The sequence below is a fragment of the Salinarchaeum laminariae genome (assembly GCF_023204835.1).
GTDB lineage: Archaea > Halobacteriota > Halobacteria > Halobacteriales > Salinarchaeaceae > Salinarchaeum > Salinarchaeum laminariae.
The window spans coordinates 973,239-990,529 of record NZ_CP096270.1 but is presented as its reverse complement, the minus strand read 5'-3'; the positions used below and the strand labels follow the sequence as shown (position 1 = coordinate 990,529).

General features: G+C 65.3%; 16 protein-coding genes and 2 tRNA genes. 9 read left to right on the top strand and 9 right to left on the bottom strand.

What is annotated here, in order from left to right; genetic code table 11:
* Nucleotides 1-92 precede the first annotated feature (92 nt).
* The 3 genes from MXF70_RS04590 to MXF70_RS04580 form a co-directional block, all read right to left on the bottom strand.
* The gene (locus MXF70_RS04590) at nt 93-1,025 is read right to left on the bottom strand and encodes a carbohydrate ABC transporter permease (RefSeq protein WP_248517828.1); all 933 of its coding nucleotides are present in this window, start codon (nt 1,023-1,025) and stop codon (nt 93-95) included.
* The gene (locus tag MXF70_RS04585; protein WP_248517827.1) at nt 1,022-1,999 is read right to left on the bottom strand and encodes a carbohydrate ABC transporter permease; all 978 of its coding nucleotides are present in this window, start codon (nt 1,997-1,999) and stop codon (nt 1,022-1,024) included. Before MXF70_RS04585 ends, MXF70_RS04590 begins: the two co-directional genes overlap by 4 nt.
* Before the next feature lie 107 nt (nt 2,000-2,106).
* Complete coding sequence (locus MXF70_RS04580; RefSeq protein WP_248517826.1) at nt 2,107-3,393, bottom strand: extracellular solute-binding protein; 1,287 nt, start codon at nt 3,391-3,393, stop codon at nt 2,107-2,109.
* A 533-nt stretch (nt 3,394-3,926) separates the two neighbouring features.
* Here MXF70_RS04580 and MXF70_RS04575 point away from each other — a divergent pair.
* The 4 genes from MXF70_RS04575 to MXF70_RS04560 all read left to right on the top strand — a co-directional run bounded on the left by MXF70_RS04575 (nt 3,927) and on the right by MXF70_RS04560 (nt 9,660).
* The gene (locus MXF70_RS04575; RefSeq protein ID WP_248517825.1) at nt 3,927-5,135 is read left to right on the top strand and encodes an aminotransferase class V-fold PLP-dependent enzyme; all 1,209 of its coding nucleotides are present in this window, start codon (nt 3,927-3,929) and stop codon (nt 5,133-5,135) included.
* Between the two features lie 156 nt (nt 5,136-5,291).
* Nucleotides 5,292-5,672 (top strand): Rid family detoxifying hydrolase, encoded by a 381-nt coding sequence (locus tag MXF70_RS04570; protein ID WP_248517824.1) that lies wholly within the window; start codon nt 5,292-5,294, stop codon nt 5,670-5,672.
* 871 nt (nt 5,673-6,543) lie between these two features.
* Nucleotides 6,544-8,049, top strand: a complete 1,506-nt coding sequence (locus MXF70_RS04565; RefSeq protein WP_248517823.1) for an RtcB family protein — start codon at nt 6,544-6,546, stop codon at nt 8,047-8,049.
* A 99-nt stretch (nt 8,050-8,148) separates the two neighbouring features.
* Complete coding sequence (locus tag MXF70_RS04560) at nt 8,149-9,660, top strand: cryptochrome/photolyase family protein (protein ID WP_248517822.1); 1,512 nt, start codon at nt 8,149-8,151, stop codon at nt 9,658-9,660.
* Between the two features lie 33 nt (nt 9,661-9,693).
* Here the strand turns inward: MXF70_RS04560 and MXF70_RS04555 are convergent, their stop codons facing one another.
* The 5 genes from MXF70_RS04555 to MXF70_RS04535 form a co-directional block, all read right to left on the bottom strand.
* On the bottom strand, nt 9,694-10,254 hold the full coding sequence (locus MXF70_RS04555; protein WP_248517821.1) for a class I SAM-dependent methyltransferase: 561 nt from the start codon (nt 10,252-10,254) through the stop codon (nt 9,694-9,696).
* Nucleotides 10,255-10,302: 48 nt separating this feature from the next.
* Nucleotides 10,303-10,524: a YgaP family membrane protein gene (locus MXF70_RS04550; RefSeq protein ID WP_248517820.1), complete on the bottom strand. Its 222-nt coding sequence runs from the start codon at nt 10,522-10,524 to the stop codon at nt 10,303-10,305.
* Between the two features lie 120 nt (nt 10,525-10,644).
* Nucleotides 10,645-11,508, bottom strand: coding sequence for a ribonucleotide-diphosphate reductase subunit beta (locus MXF70_RS04545; RefSeq protein ID WP_248517819.1), 864 nt, complete (start codon nt 11,506-11,508; stop codon nt 10,645-10,647).
* Between the two features lie 102 nt (nt 11,509-11,610).
* Nucleotides 11,611-11,967 carry an SHOCT domain-containing protein gene (locus tag MXF70_RS04540; protein ID WP_248517818.1) on the bottom strand — a complete coding sequence of 119 codons (357 nt, stop codon included), beginning with the start codon at nt 11,965-11,967 and terminating at the stop codon, nt 11,611-11,613.
* 373 nt (nt 11,968-12,340) lie between these two features.
* Nucleotides 12,341-12,415 (bottom strand) — tRNA-Val (locus MXF70_RS04535).
* 153 nt (nt 12,416-12,568) lie between these two features.
* Here MXF70_RS04535 and MXF70_RS04530 point away from each other — a divergent pair.
* Entirely contained in the window at nt 12,569-13,198 is a 630-nt protein-coding gene (locus MXF70_RS04530; RefSeq protein WP_248517817.1) for a hypothetical protein, read from the top strand.
* 53 nt (nt 13,199-13,251) lie between these two features.
* On the opposite strand, the gene MXF70_RS04525 is transcribed toward MXF70_RS04530, so the two are convergent.
* Nucleotides 13,252-14,046, bottom strand: a complete 795-nt coding sequence (locus MXF70_RS04525) for an NAD+ synthase (protein WP_248517816.1) — start codon at nt 14,044-14,046, stop codon at nt 13,252-13,254.
* A 310-nt stretch (nt 14,047-14,356) separates the two neighbouring features.
* On the opposite strand from MXF70_RS04525, the gene MXF70_RS04520 reads away from it, so the two are divergent.
* The 4 genes from MXF70_RS04520 (at nt 14,357) to MXF70_RS04505 (ending at nt 17,203) form a co-directional block, all read left to right on the top strand.
* Nucleotides 14,357-14,427: transfer RNA gene (locus tag MXF70_RS04520), tRNA-Gly, on the top strand.
* A 361-nt stretch (nt 14,428-14,788) separates the two neighbouring features.
* Entirely contained in the window at nt 14,789-15,823 is a 1,035-nt protein-coding gene (locus tag MXF70_RS04515) for an LLM class flavin-dependent oxidoreductase (protein ID WP_248517815.1), read from the top strand.
* A 101-nt stretch (nt 15,824-15,924) separates the two neighbouring features.
* On the top strand, nt 15,925-16,626 hold the full coding sequence (locus tag MXF70_RS04510; RefSeq protein ID WP_248517814.1) for a TVP38/TMEM64 family protein: 702 nt from the start codon (nt 15,925-15,927) through the stop codon (nt 16,624-16,626).
* A 157-nt stretch (nt 16,627-16,783) separates the two neighbouring features.
* On the top strand, nt 16,784-17,203 hold the full coding sequence (locus MXF70_RS04505) for a DUF6677 family protein (RefSeq protein WP_248517813.1): 420 nt from the start codon (nt 16,784-16,786) through the stop codon (nt 17,201-17,203).
* The last annotated feature ends 88 nt before the right edge of the window (nt 17,204-17,291 follow it).

The window sequence follows — 17,291 nt, the reverse complement described above, 5'->3', positions numbered from 1 at the left end:
GGCAGTTCGGTGGCAGCGGACACGCCCGGTAGCGGTGAGCGCACGAGCGGTGCTGCCGACGCGGGTGGCGGGGGAATGCGTCGCCGTCATGGCTACTGCTTCACCCCGCCTTCGGTCAGTCCCTCGACGATCGGCCGCTGGAAGAGCGCAAACAGGATGATGATTGGGATTGTCGCGACCGACGACGCCGCCATCATCTGTCCCCAGTAGGTGGTCTGCTGGGTCTGGAATCGGCTGATGCCGATCGAGAACGGGGTCACCTCCCCACCGGCGAGAATGCCAGCAAAGAGCACCTCGTTGAACGCCGTGAGGAACACGAACATCCCCGTAGCGGCGATACCCGGCGCCGCCATCGGTAAGGCGACCCGGTACAGCGCCTGGAATCTCGTGCAGCCATCGACCCTCGCGGCCTCTTCCATCGAGGCCGGAATCGAATCGAAGAACCCGCGAAGCATCCAGATCGCGACGGGCACGGTGAACGTCATGTAGACGAAGATGATGCCGTGGTAGGTGTCGACCACCTTGAACGGCGTCTCCGTCTGGATCCAGATGAACAACAGGAACATCGGCAACAGGATGAGGACGCCCGGGATCATCTGCGTGGCCAGCAACGCCCCGCCGATGTAGCGCTTGCCGGGGAAGCTATGTCGTGAGAAGGCGTAGCCGCCGAGAATCGCGACGGCGAGCGCCAGCACGGTCGTCACTCCGGCGATAATCAGACTGTTGACGTAGAACTCGAGCAGCGGGATCTGATCCCACATATCCACGTAGTTCGCGAAGTCGACTTCCGACGCGAGCAAATCGAGATCGCCCTCGAAGACGACAGTGCGCAGTTCGTCGAGGGACAACACGAAATAGCTCGGATCGGAGGTGCCAATTTCCTCGGGGTTTCGCAGACTGATCATCACCATCCAGTAGATCGGGAACAGCGCGAGGACGATGAACAGACCGAGGACGCCTCTCGACAGGAGATCGAACAGGAAATCCGCTCGATCCTGCGTGAGTCGCCACTCCTCGGGGATCATGCTCCCGCCCCCGTGGTCTCATCGTCGAACAGATAGCGGTAGTACACCATCGCCATCACCATGGCAATGAGGAACAATACGACGCTCATCGCGGCACCGCGGCCGAACTGGCTGTTACCGAACGCGTAGTTCTCGATGTAGAGGATGGCAACGTTGGCCTGCTTGGGTGGGGCTCCTCCGAGCAGGACGAACGGCGCGGTGTAGTTGATCATCGTCCAAAGCAGCATGAGGAGGACGATGACTGCCGAGACTGGTTTGAGCTGGGGCATCGTCACGTATCGGAACTTCCCCCACCGTCCCGCTCCGTCGATCGCAGCGGCTTCGTAGAGCTGCTTGGGGATCGACTGGAGCCCCGCGTACAGGAATATCATGACGAGTGGAAACTGCGTCCAGGAGTGAGCGAAGATGAGCGCCCACATCGAATTGTCGCCGATGAGGAAAAACATCGGCTCGTCGATGAGTCCGATCGTGAGCAGCGTCTGGTTGATGATTCCCTGCTGGGTGAACATCATGCGCCAGACGTACAACGAGACGACGACGGGCGCGACCCAGGGCAAGAGCAACAGCGTTCGTGCGACGAACCGGCCCTTGAACTTCTGGTTCAACACCAGCGCCGCCGTGAGCCCGAGGACGTACGTGACGACGAGCGTGCCGACCGAGAAGATCACCGAGTTCTTCAGGGCGTTTCGGTACCGCTCGCCGACCACCGTGTCGGACACGAGAACGTCGTCGAAGTTCTCGATACCGAGCACGTACCGGAAGTGGTCGAGTCCGACGAACGGGGCGTCGTACCAGTGGCTTGCATAGGTCAGGTCCACGCCCATGGTGCTGATCGTCAGCCCCCAGAGGATCGGAATGAAGTGAACGATCGTCATCGCCGCGAGCGCGGGCAGCAGGAGCCTGTACGCGAACCGCTGCCCCCCGGAGAGCCGGCGATAGAAGGGGAGTCGGTCCCCGATGCCGAGGCTCGGCACGTGTTTTCGAACGGCAGGAACACGATCCGTGACAGCGGATATTCGTTGACGAATATCGAAATTGGAACCGGCCATATGATAGTGTGAGTCGGTAGTGACCGTGGCGATTAGTTGTTGAGCGCCTCCTCTGCGACGCTCGCAGCGTCGTCGAGGGCCGACTTCGTGTCACCCTCCGACCAGTTGCCGGTGACGGCACTGTTGAGGATATCGGTGGCCGTTTGGTAGATTTCCGTCTCGATTTCGCCCCAGCCCCGAACCTGCGGATAGGTCTTCGCTGCCGGGAAGACCTCTTCGTCGAACGTCTCGTAGAACGGATCACTGTAGAGTTCAGTGTTCATCCCGCCGCTGGTCGGCGGGAGGAACCCGGCGATGTCGGCGAGTTCGGCGTTGACTTCGGGCTGAGCGAGATAGTCGATCCACTGTGCGGCCTCCTCGACCTTGTTGGACCACGAAGCGATCCCCAGCAGCTCCATTCCGAAGAAGGTGCCACTGTCACCGTCGGGGCCCTTCGGCGGCGCGGAGACGCGGAGTTCATCGCGGCTGTTGCCGTCTGCGTCGGCGTAGGCGTTCGTCATCGAGAGTGCACCCCAGGTGCTCGCGACCTCGCCGCCAGCGAATGCAGACTGCAGTCCGCTGGACTCCCAGTCGAGGGACGCCTCGGGGATGATCTCGTGCTCGACGATGAGGTCCTTGTAGAAGTTCATCGCCTCGACGCCCGCCTCGGAGTTGAACGCCGGTGCCGAGTTGTCCTCGTTGAGCAACGAACCGCCGTTCTGCCAGAGGAACATCGCGAAGTTACGACCTGGCTCGATACCACCGGACATCGCACCGAAGTAGTCGCCGTCGCTGGTGACTTCGTTGTAGGCTGTCCCCTGTGAGACGAGTTCGTCCCAGTTCTCCGGGCTGCCCTCGATGCCAGCCTCGTCCATCTTCGGTCCGCTCTCTTGCCACGCACGAGGCCCCCAGTACCACGGGATGCCGACGAGCATGTCGTCGAACTGACCGACTTCCAGTGCACCCGACGGATAGTTGCTCGTGTCGGGGAGTTGCTGGGCCGCAGCCTCGTCGCGGAGGTCCATCCAGCCCCCGGCCTCGACCTGTGCGGGAATCCACGTCGAAGCGATTTCGTGGACGTCGGGACCGGACTTTGCGGTCATGTTCGACTGCATCGTCGACTTGGCGTCGCCCCAGCCAACGAAGTCGTACTCGACCTCGATCCCAGTCTCTTCCTCGAACTTCGAGGTGTGCTTGCTGAAGAAGTCCTCGTAGCCGGGCGTGTCCATGTACTGCGTCTGGAGGGCGCCACTGCCCCCATCTTGTAGGCAGCCAGCGAGACCGAATGCCGTCGCGGCACCGGAAACTTTCAGAAACTTTCTACGCGTTTTCGAAACCATAGTTGTGATACCCAATCATGGGATAGAGTAACGCAGTATTTATAATTACGTATCTGGCAAAATATGCAGACTATATCTGGTCAAATAATTACTATGGCCATAGTTTCAATATAGATCAAAGCTAGAAAACTTTCTTCGGTTTATAGTTGTTATTTTTGGTTCGTGGCGTTTGGAGTGCTCGTGGCGGCGCGTCGGATCCCATCGAGACCGCAGAGACGTCGTCTACGCCGGGATTTCGCCAATCCAATCCTGAAGTGGCGCGACTCCGTCGACGGCGGGACTCACGCACGACCCGGGCGCCTCCGCCTCTGGCCTGACGTCTCCGTAGCCACGGATATCCGCGAAGACGGACAGATCGAACGGAGAAATCGGCAGTCTGTAGACGCCGGCATTCTCGAATTGCACGATCCCGGCGGGCCTCGACCGTCGACGGTCGTGCACTTCTGACGCCGAATCACCTGCCGCCGCGGCAGCGGAATTGACCCCGTTCCGGAACCGAATTGTTTTCACTGGCGTCCGCCGAGAGGGGCCACATGGACGCCGACACGATCTACGAGGAGCTTGGCGCGCCGTCGGTCATCAACGCGACGGGGACGAAGACTCGCATCGGGGGCAGCCGAATCCGGCCGGCGGCGGTCGAGGCGATGAGTGAGGCCTCACAGTCGTTCGTCCGGCTCTCCGATCTCCAGGCCGCGGCGAGCGATCGCATCGCGGAGCTGACGGGCGCAGACAAGGGCTACGTCACGAGCGGTGCGGCGGCCGGGATGTATCTCGGTGCTGCCGCCGCGATCGCCGGCGACGACGTCGCCGCGATGGCCAAACTGCCCGACACCGACGGGCTCGCCGACGAGATCGTCATGCCGCGCACGCACCGCACGGGCTACGATCACGCGCTCCGATCGGCCGGCGCGACGATCGTCGACGTCGGAAGCAACGACCGCCACCTCGGCACCGGCTCCCGGAACGTCGAGCCCTGGGAGATCGAGCGCGCGATCGGCGAGGACACCGCCGCGGTTGGCTACGTCCAGAAGGAGTACACCGAGCCGGAGCTCTCCGTCGTCACGGAGATCGCTCACGAACACGACGTGCCGGTGATCGTCGACGCCGCCGCGGAGCTGCCACCGACCACGAACTTCGAGCGCTTTATCGACGCTGGCGCGGATCTCGTCGTCTTCAGCGGCGGGAAGGCGATCCGCGGCCCCCAGACCACCGGCATCGTCGCGGGCCGTGGCGATCTGATCGAGTCCATCGCCGCGCAACATCTCGACATGCACGCCGCCGAGGCGGTCTACGAGCCCGCGCCGGAGCTCGTCGACGTGGAAGCACTCGGTGGGGTGCCCCGGCAGGGCATCGGCCGACAGTGCAAGGTCGGCAAGGAGGAACTCGCCGGCCTGCTCGTCGCACTGGATGAGTTCCTCGAGGAGGATCAGGACGAGAAGGCGGCCGAGTGGACCGACATCTCGACGCGAATCGCCGACGCCCTGGGGGAGATCGACGGCATCGACACCGAGGTTCCGACCGGCAGCGCCGTCTCCGTCGCGCCGGAGGTCATCGTGACGGTTGATCCCGAGGTCGCCGCCGGCTCCGCGACAGACGTCGTTCGGGGGCTGCGACGCGAGGAGCCCCGGATCTTCGTCGGCGCGGACAGCCTCGACGACGGTGCGTTCACGATCAATCCGATGTGTCTCGCCGAGGAAGAGATCGAGTACGTCGTCGAGCGGATCCGGGCACACGCGACCTGATCGGCAACACGTCCTCCCGAGCGATCCCGTGGAGACACGCCCGTTGTACGAATCGTTACTCGCTGGCGAGTAATCGTTCGGTAGCGGCGCTCTCACCGCCGTCTTTGGCGACTCATCGAAACGTACTTGCTCGCGCCGCGGGGAGCACGTGACGCTATGGAAGAAGTCTCCACCGACGAGGCACCGCCGAGTATCGGCCCGTTCTCACAGGGCGTTATCGACGACGGCCAGGTCTTCGTCTCCGGCCAGGGCCCGATCGATCCCGACTCCGGCGAGATCGTCGGCGAGGACATCCGCGAGGAGACCCACCAGACGATGCAGAACATCGGCGCCGTCCTCGAGGCGGCGGGCAGCTCGCTCGACGACGTCGTGAAGGCGCAGGTGTTCGTTCGCGACATGGACAACTACGACGAGATCAACGACGTGTACGCCGAGTACCTCAGCGAGCCCTACCCCGCTCGGAGCGCGATGCAGGTCGAGCGCCTGCCCGTCGAGATCGGCGTCGAGATCGAGGTCATCGGCCGCGTTACCGAGTAGGCTGATCGAGTCCGCGAGCGGATTTTTCTTCAATCTGATCGGCTTCTTGGAGAGCTTTGCGTGGATCCTCCCCCGAAAGCCCCGATTGTTCGCGGGCTACGCCCGCGAGATCGGGAGAGCTTAGTAGTTCGTTTAAAAATCGAATATTCGACAGGGTCGAAAGCCCCGGCTCGCTCCGGTCCCGCGGCTCGCTGCGCTCCTCGGCCTTCGGCTTGCGGTGCTTACCTCGCCGGGGTTCCCGGAGCGAGCCGCCCCTTTCGATGCCCACCCATACAGCCTCATTCCTCCCCAACCTTCTGCGCTGCTCGGGTTCGCTTCGCTCACCACTACGCTGCTCGGCCCTCGCACGCTGGCTGCCGTGGCCGCTCGCCCGCTTCGGGCTCGCAGCCACGGCAGCGCGCGCCGAGGGCCCCACCGGGGTTTCGGTTGCCGAACTACACCACTGGGCGGGACTGAGCGAGAGCGGAGCTCTCGCGAGGTACGAAGGGTCTCCGATCCTTCGATACTGAGCAGGACCGGAGGTCCTGCGATGTGTGGAAGACCGCCGGTCTTCAAGCACTCCGGAAGGGGCCGACCGCTCGCGTTCACTCACGACGGTGAGCCGAGCGATAGTGAGGCGAACCTCGACAGACGAGCGAAGCGAGTCTGTCGGTGCAAGCACTGCAGCGAGGGAGCGCTAGCGACTGAGCGAAGCGCGCAACGAGTGAGCGAACGCGAGCGGGAGGGGCTGTCGCGGCGGGAGCCGCGACGTCGGGAGACCTCTGGTCTCCCGGGATCCGTGGGCGGTTGCGTTGTGTGAAGCCGCCCCTCAAACTCGTGCGTTCGAACTCCGCTGCGAAACACTAACCGGGATGCCGGCGGAGGTCTAGCTATGACAACGTTCGAGGCGGACGGGATCACCCTGGAGCAGGTCGAGGAGTACGTCTGGGAGATCCCGAAGGAGGGCGACATGCGCGTGCCGGCACGGGTCTACGCCAGCGAGACCCTCCTCGAGGAAATTTCCGACGACAAGACCCTCCAGCAGCTGAAGAACACGACGGAGCTACCGGGGATCACCAGCCACGCGATCTGCATGCCCGACGGCCACCAGGGCTACGGCTTCCCCGTCGGCGGCGTGGGTGCCATGGACGCCGAGAACGGCTGTATTTCGCCGGGAGCAGTCGGTTACGACGTCAACTGCGGCGTCCGGATGATGCGGACGAACCTCACCTACGACGACGTCCAGGGGCGAGAACAGGAGCTCGTCGAGAGCCTGTTCGCGAACGTCCCCTGCGGCCTCGGTGGCGGCGGCGTCGTCGAGACCGACGTCGACACGATCGAGGCGATCCTCGAACGTGGCGTCGAGTGGGCCGTCGAGAACGATTTCGGCGTCGAGGACGATCTGCTGCACTGCGAGGACGAGGGGCGCCGCCCCGACGCCGATCCGAGCGCGATCACCCAGAAGGCCAAGGATCGCGGGAAGAACCAGGTCGGGAGCCTCGGCAGCGGCAACCACTTCCTCGAGGTCCAGCGCGTGACGGACGTCTACCGCGAGGACGTCGCTGAGAGCTTCGGTCTCGAGCCGAACCAGATCGTCGTCCTGATCCACTGTGGCTCGCGCGGACTGGGCCACCAGACCTGCAACGACTACCTCCGGGAGATCGAGCAGGCCCACAGCGGGCTCCTCGACCGGCTTCCCGACAGGGAGCTGGCCGCCGCACCTGCCGGCAGCCAGCTCGCCGAGGAGTACTACGGCGCGATGTGTGCCGCGATCAACTTCGCGTGGGTGAATCGCCAGCTCATCATGCATCGCACGCGACGGGTCTTCGAGCAGGTGTTCGATCGGTCCTGGGAGGCCATGGAGATGGACCTGCTCTACGACGTCGCCCACAACATCGCGAAAAAAGAAGTCCACGAGGTCGGCGTCGACGAGGACGGCACCGCCGTCCCGCGGGATCGCGCGACGGCCACCGAGGAGCGAGAGCTCTACGTCCACCGGAAGGGCGCGACGCGGGCGTTCCCGGCAGGTCGCGAGGAGGTGCCAGCAGCGTACCGCGATGTCGGCCAGCCGATCATCATTCCCGGAAGCATGGGCGCGGGCTCCTACGTCCTCCGCGGCGGCGAGGCGTCGATGGAGCGAACGTTCGGCTCGACGGCCCACGGTGCCGGGCGGCTGATGAGCCGCACGCAGGCGAAAAACGACTACTGGGGCGGCGACGTGCAGACGGATCTCCGCGAGCAAGAGCACGTCTACGTCAAGGCAGACAGCGGCGCGACGATCGCCGAGGAGGCCCCCGGCGTCTACAAGGACGTCGACGAGGTCGTTCGGGTCTCCGACGCCCTGGGGATCGGCGACCGGGTCGCGCGAACGTTCCCGGTCTGCAATATCAAGGGGTAGAGACGGGTCGAAGAACGATCGGCGCTCAGAAAGGGCCAGATCGCAGGGCCACAGCACCGGAAGCCTCGCTTTGATGCCGCTGGCGGCCGCAGTGGTCGTGTGCCCATTCACTGGCATCGACGGGATCTCCGGCCGGCGGACAACGTCGGGCTCGCGAACGCTGCGGCTGCTGCCGTGGCCGCCGGTGACGAACCGGGCGGGGCCGACGCCGAGACCGAGCCGGTGACCACCGCCAGCGACGACGAACTGCTCCCGCTGTTCGTCCTCGACGACGCGCTATTGGCTCACGCCGGTCCGCCGCGGATCGCATTCCTGCGCGACGCGCTGGACTCGCTGAGCGAGTGGTACCGCGACTGCGGGAGCGACCTGCTGATCGTCCGCGGCGATCCACGCACAGTGGTCCCAGAAATCGCCACAGAGTACGGTGCCGACTTCGTCACCTGGAACCGGGACTACTCCCGCGTGGCGCGCGACCGGGACGCCGCCGTGCGCCGTGAGCTCGCCGACCGTGGCATCGACCGCGCCTCCTACGACGACGCCGTCTGCCACGCTCCGGGCTCGATCCTCACCAACAAGGGCGAGCACTACTCCGTGTTCAGCTACTACTGGCGCAAGTGGGCGGAGCGCGATTCGGGCGAGATACCGGCGCCACCTGACGCCGACCCGCTCGCAGACGTGGCGGAAGTGGACGTGGCGACCGACACCGTTGCCGATCTCGGCGCCCTCGACCTCTCCGGGATGAGCGCCAACCTCGACGTCGCCGAACCGGACGCCGACGTCCAGCCCGGCACCCGCGCCGACGGTCTGAACCGGCTCCAGCAGTTCTGTGACGGCCCGATCTACGAGTACGACGATCTGCGCGACGAGCCAGCGACGGCAGCGACTTCTCGACTCTCGCCGCACCTCTCCTTTGGAACGCTGGGGCCCCGAGAGGTGCTGGACGCGGTCGAGACGGCGAAAGCCGACGCACCGGACGACGACGCTCGCCAGAACGCTGAAGAGTATCGCCGACAGCTCTGCTGGCGAGAGTTCTACGCGCAGGTGCTCGCGGACAACCCAGAGATGCCGAACGAGCCGCTGAAGACGTTCGAAAATCCTATCGAGTGGCGCGACGATCCGGAGGGTCTGGAGGCCTGGAAGGACGGCGAGACCGGCTACCCGATCGTCGACGCGGGAATGCGCCAGCTCCGCGCCGAGGCGTTCATGCACAACCGGCTGCGGATGATCGTCGCCTCGTTCCTGACGAAGGACCTCCTGATCGACTGGCGGGCCGGGCTCGCGTGGTTCCGCGAGATGCTGGTCGATCACGACGTCGCCAACGACGCCGGGGGCTGGCAGTGGGCGGCCTCCGTCGGCGTCGACGCACAGCCGTATTTCCGGGTGTTCAACCCCATGACGCAGGGCGAACGCCACGATCCCGACGCCGAGTACATCAAGCGATACGTCCCGGAACTCCGCGACGTCGAGCCGGATCTGATCCACGACTGGACGGAGCTGTCACCGACCCAGCGCCAGCAGACGGCGCCGGAGTATCCGGCACCGATCGTCGATCACGCCGAGCGTCGCGAGGAAGCGATCGCGACGTTCGAGCGGGCCCGCGGCGACGACTAGCAGTCACGCCGAGCAGATGTCCCTGCCCGGGCGCTACTCCGCGACAGCAACCAGCAGGAACGTCTCCGACCGTTCGGCGACGTGCTCGATTCCGAAGCCGTGGTCACGGATGGCGGCCGTCGCTTCCGCCGCACTGAATCGCTCGTCGACGGGTGGCCCCGCTTCGCCCGTTCCCGTAGCCGTCCAGTCGACGATCGCGAGGCGGCCGCCGTCCGCGATCACTCGTCGAAGGTCGGCGAGCGCCGCCTCGCTCGCGAACTCGTGGTAGGTCATAGTCGAGAAGGCGCCGTCGAGTGCGTCGTCCTCGAACGGCAGGTCGGCGACGCCGCTGGTCACCAGTTCGACGCTCTCCGGGACGCCCTTCGCCTGGTAGTACTCCTGCATCGCCGGCTGGACGTCGACCGCGAAACAGGTGGCGACGTGCGGCGCGACGACGTCTGTGTAAAATCCCGTCCCGCTGCCGAGATCCGCGACCGTGGCGTCGCGGGGCGCGTCGAGCGCCCAGCGCAACTCCTCGGCGGAGCAGAACCGGAATCGCCGTTCCGCGCGTTCGAGCCGGTCGGCCCGTGACGCGTCGAACGTGTGGTAGCCCATGGATCGTCGGTTCGTCGCCCCGGCGTGAGTGTCCTCCGGTCGCGGCGATCAGGCGCGATCCGCGGGGCAGGTGCTCATCCCCAGCACCGCGTACAGCCCGCAGAACTGCGTGGCGGCGGTGACGATCAAGACGACTCCGGCGATGCCGGCAACGGCCGCAATGGCGGTGCTTCCGCTCGAGAACGTGAGCGCTGCCGCGACGAGCAAAACTGTGCCGAGGACGCCCCGTGCGAGCCGATCCGTCCTGCCGACGTTCGATGTCAGTGCCATACAGCATATAGGGCGCCGAGAGACGAAAACGTTCGGCCGAATCTCGCGTTCGGGGACCGACGAAACGCCGCCATCGCCGCGAATCCCGCGGAAACGGACCGACGGCGTCCACACCGCCGTTCACACGTCGGTGGCGGTGATCTCCTCCATCCGCTCGGCGTGTTTCTCCATCGCGTACCCGACGAGGTCGACGTCGACGTCGGCCGACGGATCCTCCGCGTCCTGGTCCATGCTGTCCGCGAGTGAGCCCTGGACGAGCATCGCGAGCTCCCCCACGGTGTCGGAAAGCAGGTCGGGATCGACGCCCTCCTCGTGAACGAGGTCGCGGAGCTTCGAGACCCCGAACCCGACGTGGCGCCCCTCGTCCCCCTGAATCAGCCGGATCCCCTCGACGAGCCCGGGTAGCGTGGGCGTCCCGTCGATCTCGTCCCCGTACACCGTCTGGAGTCCGTGATACCCCGTCCGGGCGAAAATGCCCTCGACGACGAGGTGATAGACGCTGTAGGCGCGCGCACGAGCCCGTGGCGAGTCGTCGGTCAGCAGCGCGTCGAGGAAGGTCTCCTGGCGCTCGAACAGTTCGTCGTAGTCGGGATCGAACCACTGCTCGTCGGTCGGCGAGGTGAGCTCGAGCCCCCGCTCACGCTCGACTGGCGTGATCACGTCCCGCCAGTACCGATCGAAGAAGTCGGCGTGTTTGGCCTCCTCGTACAGCTGCGTCGCGATGAAGGACTGGTCCTCGATCGTATCGAGCACGACCGCCAGCGGCGCGAGATCCGCGGTGACGGACTGTTCGCCAGCGCCGAACTTCGCGAGCGCACCGCGCAGCCCGTCGAGTGCCGGCTCCGGCGCGTCGAGCAGCGCCTCGACGTCCGCGCTCAGATCCACGTCGGCTGGATCCCAGTGGCGATCGACCTCCGTCCGGTAGTACTGGTAGCTCCGGTGGTCGCGGTCGATTCCCGTCGATGGGCTGGAGGCTGGGTCCATGTCGAAGAGAAGCACCGCGAGCCACATTAATTGTCACGCGGCAAACGCGACGAGTGCGATCCCCTTCCCGGTGGAGATCCGTTCACTTACCAGCGAATCGGGCTACCCGTCCGTTTCGAGCCGTTCGCGTCGTTCCTCGAACTCCCCCTCAGAGAGTTCACCGCGGGCGTAGGCAACCCGAAGTTCTTCGATCGCTGGATCCGACGCATCGGTGGTCGTCCGACGGACCGCTCCGAACAGCACGTAGCCGATCCCGCCGACGAGAGCGAGCATCACGACCCACATCCCGAGCCCAGCCCAGCCCGCGTCGGATCCCTGCCAACCGCCATCGGCCATCATGTGGCCGCCGCCCATACCTCCCATCATCGGCACGGTGACCAGCATCAACAGGACGGGAACGAGCAGCACCGCTGTGACTACCACGACGACGGTCCGAAGAAGCACGTCGTCAGAATCCATACTCGCCCTACGCGTTGCAGACGGATAACGAACGATTGTGTTCTCAGATGTGGAGAAGGCACACGACTCGGCACTGCCGCCTTGCGGCGACGGTGGATGGACCTGCAGCGAGCTCCTAGAGTAGTGTTTCGTGGGCAGGACCCCAGACAGTGACTTCCGGGGCCACTTCCCTCGCAGCTACTTCTCGTCGCCGTTGCTCCTCGCTATCGCTCGTCGCGTGAGGCCACGAGAAGTGGGTTGGAGCGGAATTGAACCACGCCGAGACGGTCGACCTCGCTCCGGTCGGTCGCTGCGTCTCCTCTGGTTCAATTCCTTCGTCTCCATTTTCGCGACGCAGCGGCTCGCTACGCTCGTCGGATTTGCGTCGCGACAATGGGTTGGGGCGGAATTGAACCGCCGATCTCCTCCATGTCAAGGAGGTGTCATAACCGGACTAGACCACCAACCCGCGTCGTATCTCCGGGTTCGCCACGGCTCCAATAAAGGGTTTCGATGTGGGGGAGGGCGGGAGAGTTCGCGCCGCGATCGCTCCGCAGTATGCAGGGACGGCTATCGGACGTCCGAAACCGTTGTATCGCTCGGGTGCCGAGAGTGCGGAAAGATGCCGGACTGTGAGTACTGCGAGCAGTCGTTCCCCGACGAGGGCTCGCTCCTCGAGCATATGGGTGAGGCTCACGAGGGCGAACTGGGCCGGATCGACCAGCGCCGCGTCGAGGACCACTACGGCGGAGACGACACCGAGCTCTCGACGACCATCGGCTACGCCATCGTCGGGATCGTTTTCGTCGCGGTGATCGGCGGTGCGGTGTACGCTGCGGTCGGTGCGTTCAGCGAGCCGCCTGCCGAGCAGATCCACGAGCACGGGAGCATCGAGATGACGATTGGCAACGAGTCGGTGAATTTCGACCAATCGGAGTACTACACGCCCCAAGAGGATAAGCAAGTTCAGGACTTCCACTTCCACTCGACAGGGCTGCCTGACACCTGGCACATGCACCCGAGTGATAACGAACGACTCACGCTCGCCGAAGCGATGGAGATCGCCGATATTGGAGTGACGAGCGACTCTGTCACCTACGAGGGCGAGACCTACAGCGCAGCGGACCCGAACACGACCATCTCCGTGCTGGTCGACGGTGAACCGGTCGATCCCGAATCCTACGAACTGCAAGGAGCTGGCAATCCCGACAACGGCGACCAAGTCGAGATCGTCGTCGAGACCGGAAACTGAACGCGATTTCGGGGAACCAACGTCCGCCACAGTGCCGTTCCTCGCGCACTCCCTTACTCCAGTGGCTCAGGCGCCGGCGGCATCGCCCGCTTGTGTGCGCTTCGCTCGTGGAGCGTCTGCACCCGCTCGACGACCTCGCGATCGACGCCGAGCTCCCGAGCGGTCGCGTCGGCCGACAGCGGCCCGTCGACGCAAAGCGCCAGGATCGGATCGAGCTCCTCGTAGGAGAGCCCAAGCTCGTCTTCGTCGGTCTGGCCGGCCCAGAGTCCCGCCGTCGGGGGCTTCTCGACGATCGCCTCGGGCACCCCGAGATCGCGAGCAAGCTGACGGACCTGCACCTTGTACAGGTTCCCGATCGGATGGCAGTCCACCGCGCCATCGCCGTACTTCGTGAAGTAGCCCACCAGCGCCTCCGAGCGGTTCCCGGTGCCCAGCACCAGCCGATCGTCGTGGTTCGCGACGAGATAGCCACACACCGCACGCATACGAGCGCGAGCGTTCCCGACAGCCACCCGATCGTCAGCAATTTCGGGGAACCCGTCGAGCACCGCGTCGACCATCCCGCCGATAGGCACGACGTCGTAGGCGATGCCGAGCTCCTCCGCGATCAGCTCGGCGTCGCTCATATTCTCGTCACTGCTGACGGTGCCGGGGAGTACCAGCCCTCGCACGGCGTCTGCGCCGAGAGCGTCCACCGCGATGGAGGCCGTCGTCGCGCTGTCGATACCCCCAGAGAGCCCGATCACCGCGCCGTCGGCGCCGGCCGCGTCGACCTGGGACCGAACGAAGGCAGCGACGTGTTCGCGACGCTCCGCGAGTTCTGCGTCCGAGAATCGGAGATCCACCATTGCCGAACCGTTCGGCTCCGGGGCTGAAATAGCCGTTCGTTGGCGCATATCACTGGACGGTCGTTGGATCGACACGGAGCGCTACGTTGAAGTGCGCGACTCCGGTACGCAGTGATGAACTCACTCGTTCCCCCACCGGCTCCTGTCGGTCGAAGTACGCAGGGTCGGACGTGGAGGATTCGAGCGCCGGTGTCCTGCCGAGCGTAGCGAGGCAGGGCTCGGCGCGCGAGCGAACGAAGTGAGCGATGCGCGCCGGTGACTCGCTGATCGAAGTGAGGCGAGGTACGGCGCGAGTGACCGCTGCAAACGAGCGCCGGTGGTCTAGTGGTAGGACATGAGCTTCCCAAGCTCATAGCCCGGGTTCAACTCCCGGTCGGCGCATCCTGCGACGAACGAACGTGAGGAGCCGATGCGCCCGACGGGAGTTGAATCCTATCAGTCGCAGCGCCCGAGCGAAGCGAGGGTGACCGTCTGATTCTGGTTCAACTCCCGGTCGGCGCACTCCCTTCGGTCGTTTGCCGACCGACCGTCGCAGAAGCTTCGCTTCTGCTCAGTCCCGGTCGGCGCATTCGCGGCGCGAACGAAGTGAGCGCCTCGCTGAGGTGCACGGCGAGCGGAGCGAGCCGTGAAGAATCGTCGCGACGAACGTGAGGAGCAGATACGTCGACAGGCCCGATGGCGATTCCTGGACTGCCGGAGGCAACGACCTTTCCCGAACCGTCGCCGTACCATCGATATCTCGATGGACTGCTCGATCGTCGACATTGCACCGGTCCGGAACGGCGAGACCGCGACGGACGCCTACGAAGACACCATCGCGCTCGCACAGCGGGCCGAGGAGCTCGGCTACTCCCGGTTCTGGGTGGCCGAGCACCACGGGCTCGCGAACGCGATCGCGAGCACGACGCCGGAGGTGCTGATCGCACGCCTCGCCGCGGAGACCGAATCGATCCGGGTCGGCTCCGGAACCGTGCTTCTCAACCACTACAGCCCGTTCAAGGTCGCGGAGACGTTCGCGTCCCTCGACGCGCTCGCGCCCGGGCGGATCGACCTCGGCCTGGGGCGAGCGACGGGGATGCCCGCTGCCGACCGCGCGTTGCGCTCCGGCGTTCCCCACCAGCAATCGGGCGCGGACCACGCCGCGAAGATCGAGGAGACGGCACGCCACGTCTACGGCGGGTTCCCCGACGACCACCCCTACAGCGACGTCGTACTGCCGCGCTCGGCGGACGGCGTCCCCGAGGTCTGGGTGCTGGGGTCGAGCCCGTCGAGCGCCGAAATCGCGGGCAAGCTCGGACTTCCGTACGCGTTCGCCGCGTTCATCCGGCCGACCGTCGCGACGCAGGCGATGGAGCGCTACCGGGCCGCGTTCGAGGCCTCGGAGTTCGACGGCGGCCGCGAGGAGCCCCACAGTATGCTGGCGGTCAACGCCGCCTGCGCCTCGACCGACCACGAGGCGGCGAGGCTTCGCGCGTCCTCCGAAGCCGCCTACCAGCGAATGGCTCGTGGCGCATTCGGGCCGCCACCGACCGTCGAGGAAGCGATCGAGGAGATCGGCGGTGTTCCGGAGCCCACGTCACCCTCGATCGTCGAGACGCCCGAAAACTGGCCGCGCGCGATCTCGGGGAGCCCGGAGACGATCGGCGCGCTCTTCGAGGGCATGACCGACGCCGTGGGTGCCGAGGAGGTCGTCGTGCAGAACCTCATCGAGGACCCCGCCGACCGGATTCGATCCCACGAACTGATCGCCGATGGCGTCGGGCTCGAGGCCCGGTGACGACCACGCAGACAGGGCGGACAGGCGGACAGCGAGTGGAATGTGGTCGGCTTCGGAATAGCACAGAAAGTTCTTGAGTGGCGACCCCACGTGTACAGACGATGGAGGTGTTCTCCTCCCGGCGAGATCGCTGGCGAGCAGCCCTTGGGCTCCTCGTCGTCGCGCTCGCCTTCGCGGGGCTCTACCTGGGACTTCTCCGCTACGCGCCGTTCGTCTTCGACGTTCAGGAGCTTCGGGAGTGGATCGACGGGTTCGGCGTGCTCGCGCCGCTCGTGTTCGTCGTGATCCAGGCGGTGCAGGTCGTCGTCGCGCCGATTCCCGGGCAGGTGGTCGCGCTCGTCTCCGGCTACCTCTTCGGCTCGATCGCCGGCACGATCTACAGCCTCCTCGGCGTCCTCATCGGCAGCGCGATCGCGTTTCTCCTCGCGAAACGGTACGGCCGCTCGTTCGTCGAGGACATCCTCAACGAGGACGTGGTCGAACGGTTCGATGGGTTCGTCGACCGGGTCGGAATCGCGGGACTGATCGCATTCGTCCTCGTACCCGGGCTGCCCGACGACGTCATCTGCTTTTTCGCTGGGCTCACGCAGTGGTCGCTCAAGACGTTCATGATCGTGATCGCGATCGGCCGCCTGCCGGCCTACGTGCTCACCGTCTACGCCGGCGGCCAGTTCGCGAGCGGTCAGTTCCTCCCTGCGATCGCGCTCGTCGGAATCGTGATCTCGCTCTCGCTGTTGGGGCTCCGCAGCCAGGAGCAGATCCAGCAGTTCCTGCGCCGGCTCGAACCGAAGCTTCCGTTCTGATCGCCGGACCGCGATCCCGGCGCCACCGACGCCCGGACGGTTCGCTTGCGGATGATTCTCCAGACCCCTCGTACTCCGACGAGCGAGTCGCCGAAAATACCGAGAGCTCTCGGAGGGAGTATGAAGGGTTATAACTAACTGACCAATTAGTCAACACATGCGCCGATTCGACACTCGAAAGCGGCCGTGGCTCGCCGCGGTGCTCGGTGCGCTCCTCACGGGGCTCGGACACTGTTATATCGGCCGGTGGCGCCGGGCGTTGTTGTGGGCCACTGGCATGGTCGTGGCCGCCATGATCGTCGGTCCCGCGGCGCTCGCATCACTGACGAGCGGCGGAACCGTCGATCTGCTTGCGATCGCGCCGCTACTCGTCCTCGGGAGCCTCAGCGCTGCAGACGCCTACCTTCTCGCGCACGTCCAAAACGCGATCGCGCGAGCGGCCGAGGCCACGGAAAAGGAACGAACGCACTGCCCCGAATGCGGAGGAGAGCTGGATCCGATGCTCGATTTCTGCCACTGGTGTACGACGGAACTCGAGGACGCGACCGTCACCCGCCCGGACGACGGGAGCAACTGACGCGTTCGAATCGAGAGAGAGAGAGTGTGTGTGGGTGGGTGTGGGGGTGGGCGTGGGGGTGAGTGGGGGTGGGCGGGTGTGTGAGTGC

Coding starts and splice junctions, on each gene's coding strand:
- MXF70_RS04530 (WP_248517817.1), top strand. CDS start 12,569: ATGCCGGACTGTGAGTACTGCGAGCAGTCGTTCCCCGACGAGGGCTCG.
- MXF70_RS04505 (WP_248517813.1), top strand. CDS start 16,784: ATGCGCCGATTCGACACTCGAAAGCGGCCGTGGCTCGCCGCGGTGCTC.
- MXF70_RS04525 (WP_248517816.1), bottom strand. CDS start 14,046: ATGGTGGATCTCCGATTCTCGGACGCAGAACTCGCGGAGCGTCGCGAA.
- MXF70_RS04555 (WP_248517821.1), bottom strand. CDS start 10,254: ATGGGCTACCACACGTTCGACGCGTCACGGGCCGACCGGCTCGAACGC.
- MXF70_RS04575 (WP_248517825.1), top strand. CDS start 3,927: ATGGACGCCGACACGATCTACGAGGAGCTTGGCGCGCCGTCGGTCATC.
- MXF70_RS04580 (WP_248517826.1), bottom strand. CDS start 3,393: ATGGTTTCGAAAACGCGTAGAAAGTTTCTGAAAGTTTCCGGTGCCGCG.
- MXF70_RS04510 (WP_248517814.1), top strand. CDS start 15,925: ATGGAGGTGTTCTCCTCCCGGCGAGATCGCTGGCGAGCAGCCCTTGGG.
- MXF70_RS04540 (WP_248517818.1), bottom strand. CDS start 11,967: ATGGATTCTGACGACGTGCTTCTTCGGACCGTCGTCGTGGTAGTCACA.
- MXF70_RS04515 (WP_248517815.1), top strand. CDS start 14,789: ATGGACTGCTCGATCGTCGACATTGCACCGGTCCGGAACGGCGAGACC.
- MXF70_RS04590 (WP_248517828.1), bottom strand. CDS start 1,025: ATGATCCCCGAGGAGTGGCGACTCACGCAGGATCGAGCGGATTTCCTG.
- MXF70_RS04545 (WP_248517819.1), bottom strand. CDS start 11,508: ATGGACCCAGCCTCCAGCCCATCGACGGGAATCGACCGCGACCACCGG.
- MXF70_RS04570 (WP_248517824.1), top strand. CDS start 5,292: ATGGAAGAAGTCTCCACCGACGAGGCACCGCCGAGTATCGGCCCGTTC.
- MXF70_RS04565 (WP_248517823.1), top strand. CDS start 6,544: ATGACAACGTTCGAGGCGGACGGGATCACCCTGGAGCAGGTCGAGGAG.
- MXF70_RS04550 (WP_248517820.1), bottom strand. CDS start 10,524: ATGGCACTGACATCGAACGTCGGCAGGACGGATCGGCTCGCACGGGGC.